Origin of the sequence: Streptomyces sp. SID8352 (assembly GCF_009862265.1) — a bacterium.
Lineage (GTDB): Bacteria > Actinomycetota > Actinomycetes > Streptomycetales > Streptomycetaceae > Streptomyces.
This window is the reverse complement of sequence record NZ_WWGX01000100.1, coordinates 1-16864: the sequence shown is the minus strand read 5'-3', so window position 1 is coordinate 16864 and position 16864 is coordinate 1. Positions and strand designations below refer to the sequence as shown.

The 16864-nt window shown below is 74.8% G+C and carries 16 protein-coding genes; 10 read left to right on the top strand and 6 right to left on the bottom strand.

Annotated features, from left to right (window positions below; genetic code table 11):
• Positions 1-861 precede the first annotated feature (861 nt).
• Positions 862-1221, bottom strand: a complete 360-nt coding sequence (locus GTY84_RS29490; RefSeq protein WP_161229462.1) for a hypothetical protein — start codon at positions 1219-1221, stop codon at positions 862-864.
• 2 nt (positions 1222-1223) lie between these two features.
• The gene (locus GTY84_RS29485) at positions 1224-1565 is read right to left on the bottom strand and encodes a hypothetical protein (RefSeq protein ID WP_161229461.1); all 342 of its coding nucleotides are present in this window, start codon (positions 1563-1565) and stop codon (positions 1224-1226) included.
• Between the two features lie 136 nt (positions 1566-1701).
• On the opposite strand from GTY84_RS29485, the gene GTY84_RS29480 reads away from it, so the two are divergent.
• Complete coding sequence (locus tag GTY84_RS29480) at positions 1702-2478, top strand: GntR family transcriptional regulator (protein ID WP_345943557.1); 777 nt, start codon at positions 1702-1704, stop codon at positions 2476-2478.
• Positions 2479-2726: 248 nt separating this feature from the next.
• On the opposite strand, the gene GTY84_RS34320 is transcribed toward GTY84_RS29480, so the two are convergent.
• Positions 2727-5237 carry a SulP family inorganic anion transporter gene (locus GTY84_RS34320; RefSeq protein ID WP_237532781.1) on the bottom strand — a complete coding sequence of 837 codons (2511 nt, stop codon included), beginning with the start codon at positions 5235-5237 and terminating at the stop codon, positions 2727-2729.
• Positions 5238-5946: 709 nt separating this feature from the next.
• Here GTY84_RS34320 and GTY84_RS29470 point away from each other — a divergent pair.
• Positions 5947-7224 carry a hypothetical protein gene (locus GTY84_RS29470; RefSeq protein WP_161229460.1) on the top strand — a complete coding sequence of 426 codons (1278 nt, stop codon included), beginning with the start codon at positions 5947-5949 and terminating at the stop codon, positions 7222-7224.
• A gap of 49 nt (positions 7225-7273) precedes the next feature.
• Here GTY84_RS29470 and GTY84_RS29465 read toward each other — a convergent pair whose 3' ends face one another.
• A complete protein-coding gene (locus GTY84_RS29465; RefSeq protein WP_161229459.1) occupies positions 7274-8254 on the bottom strand; it encodes an ATP-binding protein in 981 nt (326 codons plus the stop codon).
• A gap of 111 nt (positions 8255-8365) precedes the next feature.
• Here GTY84_RS29465 and GTY84_RS29460 point away from each other — a divergent pair, with 111 nt between their 5' ends.
• A complete protein-coding gene (locus GTY84_RS29460) occupies positions 8366-9190 on the top strand; it encodes an oxidoreductase (RefSeq protein WP_161229458.1) in 825 nt (274 codons plus the stop codon).
• 425 nt (positions 9191-9615) lie between these two features.
• On the opposite strand, the gene GTY84_RS29455 is transcribed toward GTY84_RS29460, so the two are convergent.
• A complete protein-coding gene (locus GTY84_RS29455; protein ID WP_161229457.1) occupies positions 9616-10464 on the bottom strand; it encodes an HAD-IB family hydrolase in 849 nt (282 codons plus the stop codon).
• Positions 10465-10976: 512 nt separating this feature from the next.
• Here GTY84_RS29455 and ssd point away from each other — a divergent pair.
• Positions 10977-12098, top strand: coding sequence for a septum site-determining protein Ssd (gene ssd / locus GTY84_RS29450; protein WP_161229456.1), 1122 nt, complete (start codon positions 10977-10979; stop codon positions 12096-12098).
• A 173-nt stretch (positions 12099-12271) separates the two neighbouring features.
• On the opposite strand, the gene GTY84_RS34800 is transcribed toward ssd, so the two are convergent.
• A complete protein-coding gene (locus tag GTY84_RS34800; protein WP_272919298.1) occupies positions 12272-12406 on the bottom strand; it encodes a hypothetical protein in 135 nt (44 codons plus the stop codon).
• Positions 12407-12637: 231 nt separating this feature from the next.
• Between GTY84_RS34800 and GTY84_RS29445 the strand changes: the two genes are divergently transcribed.
• From GTY84_RS29445 to GTY84_RS29420, 6 genes are all read left to right on the top strand, one after another.
• On the top strand, positions 12638-13843 hold the full coding sequence (locus GTY84_RS29445) for a TadA family conjugal transfer-associated ATPase (protein ID WP_202551984.1): 1206 nt from the start codon (positions 12638-12640) through the stop codon (positions 13841-13843).
• Positions 13827-14711 (top strand): type II secretion system F family protein, encoded by an 885-nt coding sequence (locus GTY84_RS29440; RefSeq protein WP_161229455.1) that lies wholly within the window; start codon positions 13827-13829, stop codon positions 14709-14711. The genes GTY84_RS29445 and GTY84_RS29440 overlap by 17 nt, the downstream gene beginning before the upstream one ends.
• Entirely contained in the window at positions 14708-15499 is a 792-nt protein-coding gene (locus tag GTY84_RS29435) for a type II secretion system F family protein (protein ID WP_345943556.1), read from the top strand. The genes GTY84_RS29440 and GTY84_RS29435 overlap by 4 nt, the downstream gene beginning before the upstream one ends.
• Before the next feature lie 108 nt (positions 15500-15607).
• Positions 15608-15847, top strand: a complete 240-nt coding sequence (locus GTY84_RS29430) for a DUF4244 domain-containing protein (protein ID WP_161229453.1) — start codon at positions 15608-15610, stop codon at positions 15845-15847.
• A 40-nt stretch (positions 15848-15887) separates the two neighbouring features.
• Entirely contained in the window at positions 15888-16217 is a 330-nt protein-coding gene (locus GTY84_RS29425) for a TadE family type IV pilus minor pilin (RefSeq protein ID WP_161229452.1), read from the top strand.
• Complete coding sequence (locus GTY84_RS29420) at positions 16214-16699, top strand: Rv3654c family TadE-like protein (protein WP_161229451.1); 486 nt, start codon at positions 16214-16216, stop codon at positions 16697-16699. The genes GTY84_RS29425 and GTY84_RS29420 overlap by 4 nt, the downstream gene beginning before the upstream one ends.
• The last annotated feature ends 165 nt before the right edge of the window (positions 16700-16864 follow it).

The following is a 16864-nucleotide window of genomic DNA, read 5'->3' as shown; positions in this document are numbered from 1 at the left end:
GCGCGCGTGCAGGCGGCGCTCTGCTGGGCGGGGCGCGGTGGCTTCGGTGCGGGTGGAGGTGGGGGTGCGGGTGGAGGTGGGTGCCGGTGCCGAGTGACGGTGCGGGGCGGCTGGCCGGGTTCGAAACCGGCGCATGGAGTGAGGTGTCGGGACGGAAGCCGGGGTGGGCCTGGCCGGATCTGGCCGGAGCGGGGCGGGGCGGGACGAGGGGGGCGGGCAGGAACGGAGCGGATCGGGGGTGGGGGCGGTCGGGCCGGACTGGGCCGGGGGTGGCGCCGGGGGTGGAGTTCTCCTGCTGGGGGGTGGCCTTTCACAGGTGGGGGGCGGTTGTCCGGTTGTCCGGCACCCCGGGGCGGTGGCCGATCGCGCGGGTGCGGTCGGCCGGACGCCTGCCGGGTGCCGCGTGGATGCCCGGGCCCGTGCCCGCGCGGCGGTCCGCGGCACGCGGGATACCGGGGAGCGCCGCGCGGGCACGGGCCCGGGACGACGCGTGCCGGCCGTGACGGCGACGACGAAGCGATCGGTGAGCGACGGGACCGGACGGTGACGGCGTGGCCCAGACGGAGGGACCGCTGTGCGGCGAGGGCCGAGGGGCCGACACGTCGCGAGGGCGGAGGGGCCGCTGGGTGGCGGGCCGTTACGTGGCGGGAGACGGAGGGGAGACGGTCCCGCCCTCCGTGCCCTCCTCCCCTTCCGCACGGCTCCACCCGCGGGCCGGTCCCCGCCCCGGGCGGGTGCGCCTCGGGGTCGTGGGACGGCAGGGCCAGGGGTGGAGGTGGACGGCGGGAGCGGCGCCGGAGCCCGTCTCGGGCGCCATGGTGCGCGGGGTCCCGAGGATGGGGACGCCGCAGTGGTCGCAGATCATCGGGTGCCTTCCTGGGCGAGGCGGCGCAGGGTGCGGCGTGCCTCGCACTGGGCCGGGTCGCGCTCGCAGCGCTGGCAGTAGGTGCTGTGCCGGTGGTAGGTGTGGTGCGCGACGCGGTGCACGCAGGGCGCGCAGCCCCGGGGGTGGATGGGGATGCCGAGCGGACCGGGGCGGGTGCCCAGGTCGATGCCGGTGTCCTCGGTGACCGGGGCCGCGCACCAGGGGCAGGCCCGGCCGTCGCGCTGGTCGTCGGAGAGCAGGCGCGTCGTCGGCAGGGCCAGCATGGTCGTACCGAGCCTCTCGGGGCTCGCCTGCGGTTGCTCCGGACGGGTGCCCGGAGTGGGCGGGAGGTTCATGTTCACTCCGTTGTGAGCTGGGCCCAGAGCCCGCAGCCGTCCGGGGTCGTCCCGGAACGGGCGGACAGGGCGGCGACGATGGTGCGGCCGAGACCGGACGGAAGGCGGGCGGGCAGGTGTTCGGAGCCGGTCACGGTGATCCGGACTCGGCTGCCGGCCGTCGACACGGTGACCGTGACGAGGTCGGGCCCGGTCGAAAGCACCGCCGCGAACAACTCGCCGAGAATCTGCTCGGCATCGGCGTGCTCGGCACGACTGCCCGCCCATCGGCGTGCAGTCCGCGCCTGCTGCGGCAGCCCCTTGAAGGCGCGCTGCCACGACTGTCCGCAACCGCACTCGGCCATGGGCCGCCCCCACTTTTGTGATTACTGATATCGCGTTTCTGATTACACAGTGGCGGGATGGTTGGCGTCGGTCAAGCCGATCCGTGCAATATGTGTCATCAGAAAGGCCGAGGATCACCCGGAGGGAGGCAGCGCCGTGGCACGTACCGACGAGCCTGGCTACATGCGGATCGCGCGTGAGCTGCGCGACCGCATCACCGCGGGAGCCGACGGGTACCGGCCGGGCGACAGGCTGCCCACGCTGCCGCAGCTCGCCGAGACGCACGACGTGTCCGAGCCCACCGTCCGGCAGGCGCTCGGACTGCTGCGCGTCGAGGGGCTGATCGAGTCCCGTGCCCGCGCGGGCACCCTCGTCCGGGCCCGGCCCCCGGTGCAGCGGCTCGCCCTGGACCGCTACCGGTGGAAGGGCCCCGCGGGCGCGGCCGGCGCGGCGGCCCGAGCCCAGGGCCTCGGGTGGTCCGAGTACCGGCTCGACAAGCGGTTCGAACGGACGGAGGCGGACGGCGAACTCGCCGCCCTCTTCGAGACGGAGCCCGGACTGCGCCTGCTCGCCCGGCATTTCGTCGTCTACGACAACGATGTGCCCACCCAGATGAGCACCAGCTACGTCCGCTGGTCCGACGTGGTCGGTACGCCCGTCGCCGACCCGCTGCTCGAACCGTGGCCCGGTGGCACCGCCGCCCAACTCGCCACGCTCGGCATACGCGTCGTCCGCGTGACGGAGTCGCTGCGCGGCGGCATGCCCACGCCGGAAGAGGTCGAGGCGCTGCGCATCGGCAAGGGCGTACCCGTGTTCCGGATAACGCGCCGGCACATCGCCGAGGGCGGACGCGTCGTCGAGGTGGCCCACCCGATAGTCCGCCGCGCGGACACGACCATCGTCGACTACGCCGTCGACCTCGACGAGGCGTAGTCACCCGGCCGTTCGGCCCCGAGGGCGCGGGCGGGCCCGGCGGGCGGGAGCCCGTGGGCATCACCGGAACCCCGCCGGGTCCGGCCGCCGCCACCACCGGACACCGTCCCCGCACGCCCTCGCACCTACGGGTGCGGTGGGCGTACGGGGACATCGTGTGCGGGAACGCGGCGCGGTAGGACGTGGTGCGGTGGACACGTGGTGCGGTGGACGTGGTGCGACGGAACGTCGGCCGCGCGCCCGGTACGTCAGTGCGCCAGGACCTGCCACACGCTCACGGCGAGGGCGACGATCCCGGTCAGCGCGGCCAGGAACAGCAGCGGCCGCCGGTGACGCTCCAGAGCGTCGAGACGGGCCGCGTGGTCGTCCAGGGCCCGATCGGCCCGGTCGTACCGCCCCGTCAGGGGGATGAGGGCGCCGTCGGTACGGCTGAACCCGGCCTCGACCACGCGCCGGACACGTTGCAACTCGACGGTGAGCGCGGCCAGGTCCGCCGACGAGGGTGCCGGCGTGGCCCCATCCCGTGATCGGTCCCGCCGACGCCCCGCCAGGCGCCGAAGGCGGTGGGTGGGGCCGCGCCAACCGAAGAGACGTGCGTCTTCGGGGGCCCCGGTGATGCCGGCAGTTCCGGCGGCGCCTGGGGTCCCCGCGCCGTACGGGTCTCCGAGGGCTCTTGGACCGCCCGGCGATCCGAGGTCTCCCGGCGCTCCTGGGACGACCGCCGCACCGGGCTCTCCCAGTGCTCCGGAGTCTCCCAGCGCTCCGGGCTCTCCCGGGGTTCCGGGGTCTCCCAGCGCTCCGGGGTCTCCCGGGCTTCCGAGGGCGCGCGGGACTCGGAGATCACCGGGGAGGTCGGGGGGACCGGGAACGCCGTTGACATCAGCGGCAGCCGGTGTGCGGAGACCGGCCGTGACGACACCGTCCGCCGGGACGGCGAAGGCCCCGCGCGCGTCACCGCCGCCGGGAGCGGCTTCTGCGGTGTCCGGGCCGAGATGCGCCCCGGGACGGGGCCGGCCACGTGCCCCGCCGCGCGGCCCGTCGGGTGGCTCCCCGGTTGGCCGGGCCCCCGAAGCGGTGTGCGCTCCCCGGCCCGGCCCGGCCGACGGCCCGGTACCCGCCGGTTCCGCGCCCGAGGAGTCGCTGCTCAACGGCCCGCCGTGCAGAGTGCCGGTGCCGGAGGGACCGGTGTCCGGGAACCCGGTGCTCAACGGCCCGCCCGACGAGGGACGGGAACCGGTCAGACGAATGCTGCCGCCCCCCTGAGCGGTGTGGGTCCGCTGCCAGTCCTGCAGCGTCTCGTACGCCGCGTGGTCCATGAACGACCCGTCCAACTCCACGACCGCGTCGCTTCCCTGGGGCACCTGGTGCAGCACGCGACTGAGCCGTGGCACCGCGAGGAAGGTCAACTGGCCGCGCACCCGGACGCGGTGGACCCCGTCCGTCTCCTCATGGGTGATGCGGGTCCGCGCCAGTTGGTGCAGGGCGACACCGACGGCCACGGCGATGCCCAGCGCGACGCCCTCCAGGACGCCCAGGAACACCACCCCGCCCGTGGTGGCGGCGTAGACGGGCGCCTCGCGATGACGGGTCACCGTGCGGATGTGGTGCAGTGACACCATCCTGGCGCCCACGGCCATCACCAGGGCTGCCAGCGAGGGCAGCGGGATCAGCTCCAGCACGGGGACCAGCAGCAGCGCGGCGACCACCACGAGGGCGCCGTGGAGCATCGTGGAGTTCCTGCTGACGGCCCCGGCCCGGACGTTGGCCGAACTGCGCACCGCCACACCGGCGATGGGCAGCCCGCCGAGCGTCCCGGAGACGATGTTGGCCGCGCCCTGGCCGAGCAGCTCCCGGTCGAGCCGGGAGCGCCGGATCCCGGGTGGTGGCCCGGGACGGGCGGCCACGAGCTTGTCCACGGCGACCGCGCCCAGCAGGGACTGCACACTGCACACCAGCGTGGTGGTGAGCACGGCGGCCGCCAGCCCGAGCACCGGCCCCTCGGGCAGGGTGGCCAGGGCGTGGCTGCTCCATGAGGGCAGGTCGACCTCGGGCACCCGCAGCCCGAGGAGGGCGACGACGGCCGTGGCGCCGACGACCGCGACCAGAGCGGCCGGAAGTCTTCCCGCCGCTCGTCCGAACCGGCCCGGGATCTTGGGCCAGGACGCCAGCAGGGTCAGTGTCAGCACGCTCACCGCGAGGTCGGCGGGCCGGAGAGCGGCCAGTTGGGCGGGCAGCGCGCGCAGGTTGTCCGGGACGGAGCTGTGCGGGGTGCCGCCCAGGACGATGTGGAGCTGGGCGACGGCGATGGTGATGCCGATGCCGGCGAGCATGCCATGGACGACCGCGGGACTGACGGCGAGCGCGGTGCGCGCCACCCGCAGGCAGCCCAGGGCGAGTTGGGAGAGCCCGGCGAGGACGGTGATGGCGCAGGTCGTCCGCCACCCGTAGCGCTGGATGAGGTCGGCCGTGACCACGGTCAGCCCGGCGGCGGGCCCGCTGACCTGGAGGGGGCATCCCCCGACCCATCCGGCGACGATCCCGCCGACGGCGGCGGCGACCAGACCGGCCTGGAGCGGGGCCCCGGTGGCGAGGGCGATGCCCAGGGAGAGGGGGAGAGCGATCAGGAAGACCGATATCGAGGCCGAGACGTCGGCGCCGGCGATCCGTGGGCGGGGGAAGCGTCCGCGCGGCGGGCTGTGCGGAGGATGCGAGTAGGCGATCCGGGCCGATTCGGCCCGGGAGGGCACGCAGGCAGGCATGTCTTCCTCTCCTTCTGATCCGTTCCTTCTGATCCGTCTGAGGTGTCCGGTCCATCCGGGCCGTCCTGGGCTGTCTGACCCGCCCGAGCCCGCCCGGTGAGTCCGAGCGCGCACCGCGGGTCCGAGCCACCCGGTGAGTCCGGGCCCGCCCGGTGTGTCCGAGACGTCCGCTCGTCCCGCTCCGTCCGGGTGCTGCGGACCGAGCGGTCCATCTGGCCCGTCAGGCCTCTCCAGTCGATTCCTCCGGTCTCTCCGATACCTCCCATCCCATCCATCTCTCCTGCCGTTCCCGCTCCTTCGGATCCTCCTGTCCCTTGGCACTGCCGACCAGCCGCCGACCCGCGCGACGGGCCGGGGCCGCTCACCGGTACCGCCGGCCCGTGTCGCTGATCCCTCCGGGCCGCTCGCCCGCGGCCGAGGGGGCGCCCCTGCCGGGCGAGAGGGGCGGGCTCGGCACGGCGGGGTAATCGGACGCGTTCGGTAAACGACCCGTAATTCAGAGTAAAGAACGGGCAAGAACTTTTCGAGCATATGAAGCAATAGCTCCCTCTAAAGGGTGAATCAGTCTTTTCATCGGCTTGTCGTACTAATTCATTTCCGCCCTCGTGCCAGCTTGGCGGCGCCGACGGCCCGCGCGGCCCCGGCAGCCGAATCACCGGCATCGCCGTCATCGGCGTTGGCCCGAGAGAAGGAAGAAGGTGGGCGGAACATGGCCGCCACCCAGAGGATCGCCGCGGGCGCAGTGGTCGCCGCGGTCTGTGCCGTCTCGCTAGCCGGCTGCGGGGCCGGCACCGATGGTTCCGCTCCGGCCGGGGGGGACCCCGGCAGGGAGAAGGGAAAGGCGGCGCCCGCCCCGAAGAACGCCGTCCGGCTGATCGGTGACGGCTCAACCGCCTACACCGGCGCCCAGCCGCACCTGCCCCGCGCCGAACGTCTCAAGTCCGGCCAGAAGCCCCCGCAGTTCGTGGTGTTCTCGTGGGACGGCGCGGGCGAGGACAGCCAGAAGCTGTTCTCGCACTTCCGCGAGGTGGCCAAGGAGAACAACGCCACCATGACGTACTTCCTGAGCGGCGTGTATCTGCTGCCCGAGAAGGACCGCGACCAGTACCAGCCCCCGCAGCACTCCCCGGGCCGCTCCGACATCGGCTTCAACGACGAGCAGGGCATCGCCGACACCGTGAAGCAGCTCCGTCTCGCCTGGCAGGAGGGCAACGAGATCGGCACCCACTTCAACGGCCACTTCTGCGGCGCGGGCGGCGGCGTCGGGGAGTGGTCCGTCGAGGAGTGGAAGAGCGAGATCAGCCAGGCCAAGCAGTTCGTCAAAACCTGGAAGACCAACACCGGCTCGAAGAACGCCTCCCCGCTGCCCTTCGACTACGACAAGGAGCTGATCGGCGCCCGCACCCCGTGCCTGGAGGGCCAGGACAACTTCACCCGGGCCGCGGGTGAGATGGGCTTCCGCTACGACAGCAGCGGGGTGAACAACCAGGTCTGGCCGGGGAAGAAGAACGGCCTCTGGGACCTGTCCATGCAGCTCGTGCCGTTCCCCGGCCACACCTTCGAACAGCTCACCATGGACTACAACTTCATGGTCAACCAGTCGGGCACCGCCACCCAGGGCGACCCGGCCATGTTCGACCGCTGGGGCGACCAGATGCGCGACAGCCTGCTGCGGGGCTTCCAGCGGGCCTACGACGGCAACCGCGCGCCGCTGATCATCGGCAACCACTTCGAGTCCTGGAACGGCGGCACCTACATGAACGCCGTGGAGGAGGTGGTCAAGGACGTGTGCAACAGGAAGGAGGTGCGCTGCGTGTCCTTCCGGCAGCTCGCGGACTGGCTTGACGCCCAGGACCCCAAGGTCCTGAAGAAGCTGCGCACCCTCACCGTCGGCGAGGCCCCCGAGCAGGGCTGGGCGTCCTTCCTGTCGGCCGACCCCGCCCCCGCGCCGAAGGGCGTCCCCGGGGCGCCCGCCGCCAAGCAGTAGCGCAGGCCGGGCGGTTGGGCCGCCGATCCGTCGCCGACGGGTGTCGCCGTCACGCCGGGGCGGCGATCCCCTCGCCGAGCACGAAGCCGGGGTCGACCTGGGCGGCCAGGTCGGCACCGGTGCGCTCGTTGCCCCAGCTCCGGGCGTTCTTGAGGTGGAAGTGCACCATCTGGTGCGTGTACCGCTCCCAGTCGCGCAGCTCATGGGTGGCGTCCACCGCGGTGTGCAGGGCGCGCAGCGCGTCCCGGTTGGCGTCCTCCAGGAGGCCGAAGCGGGGTGGGCGGCCCTTCTCCATGGCGCGCACCCAGTCCGAGTGCCCCACGGTCGTGAGCAGGTCGTCACCGGCCTGCTCGCGCAGGTAGTCGAGGTCGTCCGGGCCCTGCACCTTGTTGCCGACGACCTTGAGCGCCACACCGAAGTCGCGGGCGTACTCCTTGTACTGGCGGTAGACGGAGACCCCCTTCCGGGTCGGCTCCGCCACCAGGAAGGTGAGGTCGAAGCGGGTGAACATGCCGGAGGCGAACGAGTCCGAGCCCGCCGTCATGTCGACCACGACGTATTCGTCCCGGCCGTCGACCAGATGGTTGAGGCACAGTTCCACCGCCCCGGTCTTGGAGTGGTAGCAGGCGACCCCCAGGTCGGCGTCGGTGAAGGGGCCGGTCACCATCAGGCGCACGGAGCCGCCGTCCAGTTCCACCGGCCGGGCGCACGCGTCGTAGACGGGGTTGTCCCCGCGCACCCGCAGCAGGCGCGAACCCTCGCCCGGCGGGGTCGTCTTGATCATCGTCTCGGCGGAGGCGATGCGCGGGTTGGAACCGCGCAGATGGTCCTTGATCAGAGGGAGGTGCTCGCCCAGCGCGGGCAGCGCGGCCGACTCCGCCTCATCCAGGCCCAGCGCGGCCCCGAGGTGCTGGTTGATGTCGGCGTCGATGGCGACGACGGGCGCGCCGGCGGCGGCGAGATGGCGGATGAACAGGGAGGACAGGGTGGTCTTGCCGCTGCCGCCCTTCCCGACGAAAGCAATTTTCATGTTCACCAAGCGTAGTGGTGTGCTGGCGGTGTGTGGCGCGCGAGGCCGGGGGCGCGTGACTAAGACCACTCCTTCGTGGGGTGCGGCACCCGGGTGCGTAGGGTCATACCCATGAGTACGACAGGCGCGAACGCCGATCCGCTCGCGGCCCTGGGTGAGCTGCCCGGCGTGGCCGAGTCCGTGGAATCCGTCCGCAAGGCCGTGGACCGGGTCTACGGCCACCGGATCATGCGGCGCCGCAGCAACGCGGTCACCTCCGAGGCGGCGTTGCGCGGCGCCCGGGGCTCGGCGGCGCTGTCCGGCGCGGACTGGGCGCTGGAGGAGGTGCGCCGGCGGGGCGACTTCGGCGGCGACGACGAGGCGCGCACCGTCGGCGCGGCGCTGCGGCTGACCGCCGAGGCGGGGCAGTTGCTGTCCGTCTGGAGGCAGTCGCCGCTGCGGGTGCTGGCCAGGCTGCATCTGGTGGCCGCCGCGGAGGGGGCCGACCGGGTGGGGCGTCCGCGGCAGGGCGGTGAGCCGGTGGACGAGCCCTTCGTCGAGGTGCCGCTGCCGGACGCGGCGGAGGCGCACGGACGGCTGGACGGGCTGGCCGGGCTGATCATCGCCGGGGGGTCAGCCCCGGCCCTGGTCACAGCGGCCGTGGTGCACGGCGAACTGCTGGCCCTGCGTCCCTTCGCCTCGCACAACGGCCTGGTCGCGCGCGCGGCGGCCCGCATCGTCCTGATCGGCAGCGGCCTGGACCCGAAGTCGGTGTGCCCGGTGGAGGTCGGCCACGCCGAACTGGGGCGCGCCGCCTATCTGGCGGCCCTGGAGGGCTATGTCTCCGGCACGCCCGAGGGGATGGCGGCCTGGATCGGCCACTGCGGCCGGGCGGTCGAGCTGGGCGCGCGCGAGTCCATGGCTGTGTGCGAGGCGCTCCAGCGCGGAGCGGCGTGACGGGCGGGTCCGGCACTCTCCGGGCATCCGGGCGTCCGGTGGCCGCGACAGAGTGATGCGGCGGTACGAGGGGCTCGTACCGCCGCTGGCACGTTCACCGGGGTACCAAGCGTCCTCGATGTTCTGCCCATCAGGCCGGGATCTTCGCCCGTCACCTGGTGCGGCTGGCCCGTAATCGACGGGTCGACGTCGCGTGGGTGCCCGGTGTTCATGCTCGGTCCGTGGGGCCGAATGCGCTTCTCGGGTGATCCTCTCGGATGTCCCTGGTCTCGCGGGCCGTTGATTCCTTTGTACTCCGGGGCCGGAAGAAGTGGAAGGGGGTCTCGCACTTCTTTACTTTCACCCTCAAATACGGGTGAAAGGGTGCGCCCCGGAGTTTCGGAGGCCGGTCCGGGGGCATGCAGCGGCCCCGGATCCCGGGCGGATCAGGCCGCGGAGGCCGACCTGCGCCGGCTCGCGTACCAGACGATGCCCGCGGTGGCCGCGGCGGCGCCTATCGCTGCGGCGGCGACGAGGGCCGGGCGGGGCGGCACGGAGAGCCCGGGGATGCGCTGCTTGAGGCGGACGGGCCGGTGGAAGTCGAGGATGGGCCACGAACGGGTGAGTGCCTCGCGGCGCAGCGCCCGGTCCGGGTTGACGGCGTGCGGATGCCCGACGGCCTCCAGCATCGGCAGGTCGGTCGCCGAGTCGCTGTAGGCGTAGCAGCGGGACAGGTCGTAGCCCTCGGACTCGGCCAGTTCCCGGATCGCCTCCGCCTTGGTCGGCCCGTACGCGTAGTACTCCACCTCGCCGGTGAAGCAGCCGTCGTCGCCCACGACCATGCGGGTGGCCACCACCCGGTCGGCGCCGAGCAGCTCGCCGATGGGTTCGACGACCTCGGCGCCCGAGGTCGAGACGATGACCACGTCGCGTCCCGCGATGTGGTGGTCCTCGATGAGGGAGGCGGCCTCGTCGTAGATGATCGGGTCGATCAGGTCGTGCAGGGTCTCGGCGACCAGCTCCTTGACCAGCTCGACGTTCCAGCCGCGGCAGAGGGCGGAGAGGTACTCGCGCATCCGCTCCATCTGGTCGTGGTCGGCACCGCCCGCGAGGAACACGAACTGGGCGTACGCGGTGCGCAGGACGGCCCGGCGGTTGATCAGCCCGCCCTGGTAGAAGGACTTGCTGAAGGTGAGCGTGCTCGACTTCGCAATGACCGTCTTGTCCAGGTCGAAGAAGGCGGCTGTGCGGGGCTTGGAGTGGCGCAAGGAGTGGTTTTCCACGACCCCGAGCATAGGCGCAGCCCATTCGGCGTAAGGTGGGGCGTGTGGGTTTGCCTGAGAAGGCTCTCGGGTACACCATGGAAGTCACGGATCGTTCGCGACCGTGCTAACCCGGCCCGACTCCTCCCCCCCCCGAGTCGGCCGTGGAGACGACCCCCGCTCTCCCCCCCGGCGGGGGTCGTCGCATGTCCGGATGCGTTTTTCGTTCTTCCCGAGGATTCAGGGCATCAGTGCTGTACAGCGGGGTGCTTGTTTGTCATGCATATGCCATGTGACGCTGTGTGATGGTCGGCTCTGCTCGGGAGGCCGTGGGAAGGGCGCCCCGGGGGCCGTTCCGCGCTCACCTGTACGGGTGATGGCGATATTCACAGGCGCCGAGTTGTCCACAGTTTTCGACCAAGATCCACACGATTTCCCGGTTCGCCGCACCGTGTTTCCCGAGACGTCCGGACCGCGCCGACTTCACGGCCGGTTCCGTTTTCCGGGCGCGCATTGACGACGAACGCAGCGAAGGGGCTCGTGCCATGTCCAAAACAGTCATCGACGACCCGCCATCCGCCGCCGGAGGACGGCAGAGCGGCCCGCTCATCGTCACCGAGGACACCGGGCTCCTCGACGACCTCCTGCGCCTGTGCGCCGCGGCCGGCGCCACCCCGCAGGTGCACCACTCCCCGCCCCCCTCCGGTGCCGACCGGTCCGGTGGCTGGGACGCCGCACCGCTCGTGCTGGTCGGCGACGACGCGGCACCACGGGTGCGCGGGGCCGCCCGCAGACGCGGTGTGGTCCTCGTCGGCCGGGACCCGGACGACCCGGGGGTCTGGCGGCGGGCCGTCGAGATCGGCGCCGACCACGTGCTGGTGCTGCCCGACGGGGAGCAGTGGCTGGTCGACCGCATCGCCGACGTGGCCGAGGGCGCCGGCCGACCGGCCCTCACGGTCGGTGTCATCGGAGGGCGGGGCGGCGCCGGCGCGTCGACGCTGGCCTGCGCGCTGGCCGTCACCTCCGCCCGCGAGGGGCGGCGCAGCCTCCTGGTCGACGCCGATCCCTTGGGCGGCGGGCTGGATGTGCTGCTCGGCGGGGAGTCGGCCGAGGGGCTGCGCTGGCCGGCCTTCGCGGCCTCTCGGGGCCGGGTGGGCGGCGGCGCCCTGGAGGAGTCGCTGCCCGAACTGCACTCGCTGCGGGTGCTGAGCTGGGACCGGGGGGACTGCGTCGCGGTGCCTCCGCAGGCCGTGCGTGCCGTGCTCGCGGCGGCCCGGCGCCGGGGTGGCACCGTCGTGGTCGATCTGCCGCGCCGTGCCGACGACGGGGTGGCCGAGGTGCTGGGCCAGCTCGACCTGGGCCTCCTGGTGGTCCCGGCGGAACTGCGGGCCGTCGCGGCGGCGGCCCGGGTCTCCGCCGCCGTCGGTCCGGCCCTGCGCGATCTGCGGGTCGTGGTGCGCGGACCGTACCCGCCCGGTCTGGACGACCGCGAGGTGGCCCGGCTGCTCGGACTGCCCCTGGCCGGTGAGCTGCCCGCCGAGTCCGGGCTGCTCCGCGCGGCGGAGAACGGCCGGCCGCCGGGTGCCGGTGGGCGGGGCCCCTTGGCGGGCTTCTGCCGGGAGTTCTGGGAGCGGGCGCTGGCGGAGACGGGCGGGAGCGGCGCATGAGGACGGCGACGGCTACGGGATTCGGCGGAGCGAGGGGCTCCGCGGGGGCCGCGCGGGACGGCGGTGCGGTGCCGGCCGGGGCTTCCGGGAGCGCGTCCGCGGGTGCGGTACCGCTCGGGGAGCCGGGCGGCGGTTTCGGCCGGGCGGTGCCGGGGGAGCCGGGCGACGCGGTGTCACCCGGGGCGTCGGGCGGCGTCGTGGCTTCCGGCGGACAGCGCGGTGTGGGCGGGGGCGGGCCCGCCGGTGCCGTGGGAGGCGGGCCGGGCGGAGGGCCGGTCGTGGGGGCCGCGCTGCCTTGGGGCGCTCATGGGTGGGCCCTTCAGGGAGCCGGGCCGGAGCCGGCCCCCGGGGACGACGAAAGGGACCCGCACCGGCGGTGGGCGTCGGCGGAGGTTCGGTGGACCGGCACGGTACGGCCGGGAGGCCACGCCCCGGGTACGGACATGGCGCCGGGGGCCGGGCCGGAGGTACGGCCGGGGACTGGGACGGTGCCAGGGGCAGGGGCGCCGCTGGGGCCCGGGCCCGGCCGGACCGCCGGGATGCTCGACGGCGTACGGCGGTGGCTCGCAGAGCGCGGTGCGGAGCCGACCCCCGCGCGGGTGGCCCAGGCGCTCCGGGAACAGGGACGGGTGCTCGGGGACGCGGAGGTCCTCGCCGCGGCCGAGCAACTGCGGTCGGAGCTGGTGGGCAGCGGGCCGCTGGAGCCCCTGCTAGCGGATCCCTCGGTGACGGATGTGCTGGTCTCCGCGCCGGACCGGGTCTGGGTCGATCGCGGCGGCGGACTGGAACTGACGCCGGTGTCCTTCACGGACGCCGGAGCGGTGCGCAGGCTCGCCCAGCGCCTCGCCGCGGTCGCCGGGCGGCGGCTCGACGACGCCCGCCCGTGGGTGGACGCCCGGCTGCCCGACGGCACCCGGTTGCACGCGGTGCTGCCGCCCGTGGCCGTCGGCTGCGCCTGCCTCTCCCTGCGGGTGGTCCGGCCGCGCGCCTTCACCCTCGATGAGCTGACGGCGGCGGGGACGGTGCCGCCGGGCGGGGATCGTGTCCTGCGGGCGCTCGTGCGGGCCCGGTTGTCGTTCCTCGTCAGCGGCGGGACGGGCAGCGGCAAGACGACGCTGCTGAGCGCGCTGCTCGGGCTCGTGGGCCCGGGCGAGCGGATCGTGCTGGCCGAGGACTCGGCCGAGCTGCGGCCGGACCATCCGCACGTCGTCCGGCTGGAGACCCGCCCCGCCAACCAGGAGGGCGCCGGGCTGGTCACCCTGGAGGACCTGGTGCGGCAGGCGCTGCGGATGCGTCCGGACCGGCTGGTCGTCGGCGAGGTGCGGGGGCCCGAAGTGGTCGACCTGCTGGCCGCGTTGAACACCGGTCACGAAGGCGGCTGCGGAACGGTGCACGCCAACGCGGCGTCCGACGTGCCCGCCCGGCTGGAGGCGCTCGGCACGGCCGCCGGGCTGGACCGCGCGGCGCTGCACAGCCAACTGTCGGCGGCCCTCTCGGTCGTCCTGCATCTGGCCCGGGACCGGTCGGGGCGGCGGCGCGTCGCCGAGGTGCACGTGCTGGAGCGGGACTCGTCGGGGCTGGTGCGGACGGTGCCCGCGCTGCGCTGGGGCCGCCGGGCGTTCGTGGCCGAGCCCGGCTGGGACCGGCTGCGGGAACTGCTGTGCGGTGCCGGTCCGGAGGCCGGTGCCCACGCCCCGGACCCGCGCGCCGTCGGAAGGGAGCCGGTCCATGACGGCGGCGAGTGAGGCGGCGGTGGCCGGGGCTCTGCTCTGCCTCGCCCTGTCGGCACGGCTCACCGCGGCCCGGCGCCGCGGGGCGCGCCGGGCGCGGCTGCTGCTTCCGGCCGGGTGCGGCGCGGTCGCGGGCCCGGCGGGAGCGCCTCCGTTGCCTGACCGGGTGGTGGAGGGAATGCGGCGGCTCCGCGGGCGGCTGCGTCCCGAATGGGCGGTGGCCGTGGCGGGGCTGGTGCTGGCGGTGCTGGGCGGTTCGCCGCTGCCGGCCGTCGCGGGGGCGGCCGGGGTGCCGCTGCTGCGCCGGACCCTGAGGGAGGCACGGGCGGGGCGGGAGCGGGAGCGCCGTCGGGACGCCGTGATCGTGCTGTGCGGGGCGCTCGCCGGGGAGGTCCGGGCGGGACGCCAGCCGGGCGAGGCGCTGCGGTGGGCGGCCCGGGACGCCGGAGGGCTCGGGAACGCCGGGGCGGGGGTGCTGGCGGCGGCCAGGTTCGGCGGCGACGTCCCGGCGGCGCTCACGGCGGCGGCCCGGCAGCCCGGAGCCGAGGGACTGCGCGGGCTCGCGGCCTGCTGGCGGGTCGCCGTCGAGCAGGGCGCGGGGCTCGCGGCCGGACTCGACCGGCTGGAGGCGGCGCTGCGCGCCGAGCGGGACCAGCGGGCCGATCTGCACGCCCAGTTGGCGGGAGCCAGGGCAACGGCCGCGATGCTCGCCGGACTTCCGGCGCTGGGGCTCCTCCTCGGCTTCGCCCTCGGGGCCGATCCGCTGCACGTGCTGCTGCACACCGGTGCTGGCCTGGGCTGCCTGCTGGTCGGCGGCGTGCTGGAGGGCCTGGGCCTGTGGTGGGTGGCGCGGATCGTGCGCGGGGCGGAGGCGGCGGCGTGAACGGGGAGGCCGCCCGCGGGCTGTGGGCCGTGTCGGTGGCGGTGCCGGCCGCCGGTTGGCTGGCCCACCGGGTCGGCGCCGCGCACCGGGCGCGGGCGGTGCGCGGAAGGCTGGCCGGGCTGCTGGCCCCGGAGCCGCCGCGCGCGGCACGGAGAAGGGCCGCGCTGCTGGAAGCGGGGCGTGCCTGGCTGCCCCTGGCCGGGCCGGTGGCCGCCGGTCACCTGCTGATCGGAGGCGTCATCGGCGCCCTGGCCGGGGCGGTCGTCGCGGGGGCGCTGTGGCACTGGCGCGCAAGGCACCCGCCCGACCGCACGGCGGCGGAGGCGGCCCTCGGCGCGGAGGCCGGACGCCAACTGCCGCTCGCCGCCGACCTGCTCGCGGCCTGCGTCGCGGCGGGGGCGGGGCCGGTGCTCGCGGCCAGGGCCGTGGGTGAAGCGCTCGGCGGCCCCGTCGGCGAGGCGTTGGCCCGGGGCGCCGCCGAGGTAAGGCTCGGGAGCGAACCGGGCGCGGCCTGGAGCGGGTTGGCCGTGCTGCCCGGAGCGGAGCCGCTGGCGCGGCTGCTGGAGCGCGCAGATGTGTCCGGCCTCCCGGCCGCCGGCCCCGCCGCCCGGCTCGCCGCCCAGGTCCGCGCCGACCGTTCCCGGGCCACGACGACCAGGGCCCGCCGGGCCGCGGTCATGGTCACCGCGCCGGTGGGCCTGTGCTTCCTGCCGGCCTTCATCGCGGTGGGCGTACTGCCGGTGGTGATCGGGCTCGCGGGCGGAGCGCTGGGAGGGAGCGGCGGATGACGCGGTGACGGCCGGTACGGCAGGGCAGCGGCACTGCCGGGAGACCCGGACAGCGGTGCCGGGCAGTGGTGGTGGACGGACGACGGAAACGGAGCATGAGGAGTGGGGATGTACGGAGTGGTGCGGGCGCGGCTGGGTGCCCTGGTGTGCGGAGTGCGCGGGGCGGCCCGCGCGGTGGCGCGGCGGGCCTCGGACCGCCGGGACGCCGGCATGGTCACGTCCGAGTACGCGATGGGCATCGTGGCGGCGGTCGCGTTCGCCGTGGTGCTCTACAAGGTGGTGACCAGCGGGACGGTCAGCGCGGAGTTGCAGGGCATCGTGAAGCGGGCGCTCAGTGCGCGGATGTGAGCGGCGCGCGCGGGCCCGGGGCGCCCCGGACGGGGGGTTCGTGACGGCGGAGACGGCCGTGGTGCTGCCGGTGCTGGTGATGTTCGCACTGGCCCTGGTGTGGGGGCTGCTCGTGATGGCCGCTCAGATCCAGTGCGTGGACGCGGCCCGCACCGGTGCCCGGGCCGCCGCCCGCCAGGACCCGGCGGACGCCGTCGTGGAGGTCGCCCGGGAGGCGGCGCCACGCGGGGCGCGGATCACCGTCCACCGTGAGGCGGGTCGTGTGCGGGTGGTCGTCGTGGCCGAATCGCCGATGTTGCGGGCGCTGCCGTTCACGGTTCGGGAGGAGGCCGTGGCGGCGGTGGAGGAGACGGCGGGGGAGGGGCCATGAGGGGCGCCGGACGGTCCCCGATGCGTCGGCCGCGCTCCGACAGGGGCTCCGCGACGGTCTGGAGTCTGGGTGCCGTGGCCGTCCTGTGCCTGGTGTTCGGCGTGGTGCTGGCCCTGGGGCAGGCGGTCGTGGCCCGGCAACGCGCGGCGGGCGGCGCCGACCTGGCGGCACTCGTGGCGGCCGACCACTGGGCGGACGGTGCGGAGGGTGCCTGCGCGCGGGCCCGGGACATCGCGGGGGCCCAGGGGACACGGCTCGTGCGCTGCGTCCTCACCGGCCGTGTCTCCGACGTGACGGCCGCCGCGGGCCGGGGGCCCTTCGCGGCGGAGGTACGGGCCCGTGCGGGGCCGCCGGAGGAGGACCCGATGGGCGTGCCGGGGTCGCTGCCGGGACGGGTGTCCGTGGTGGGGCCGAAACCGCCGGGGGACCGGGATCTCTGGACGGGACCGGATCCCTGGGATCCCTGGACGGGACCGGAGTGACCGAGGCGGGCGGCATGGGATCTCGTCGGGACGAGACGGGTCCGCCGACCGGGCGGCCGGGGGAGGCTTTCCCGGTGGCCCGGTGGCCCGGTGGCCCGGTGGCCCGGTGGCCCGGTGGCCCGGTGGCCCGGTGGCCCGGTGGCCCGGTGGCCCGGTGGCCCGGTG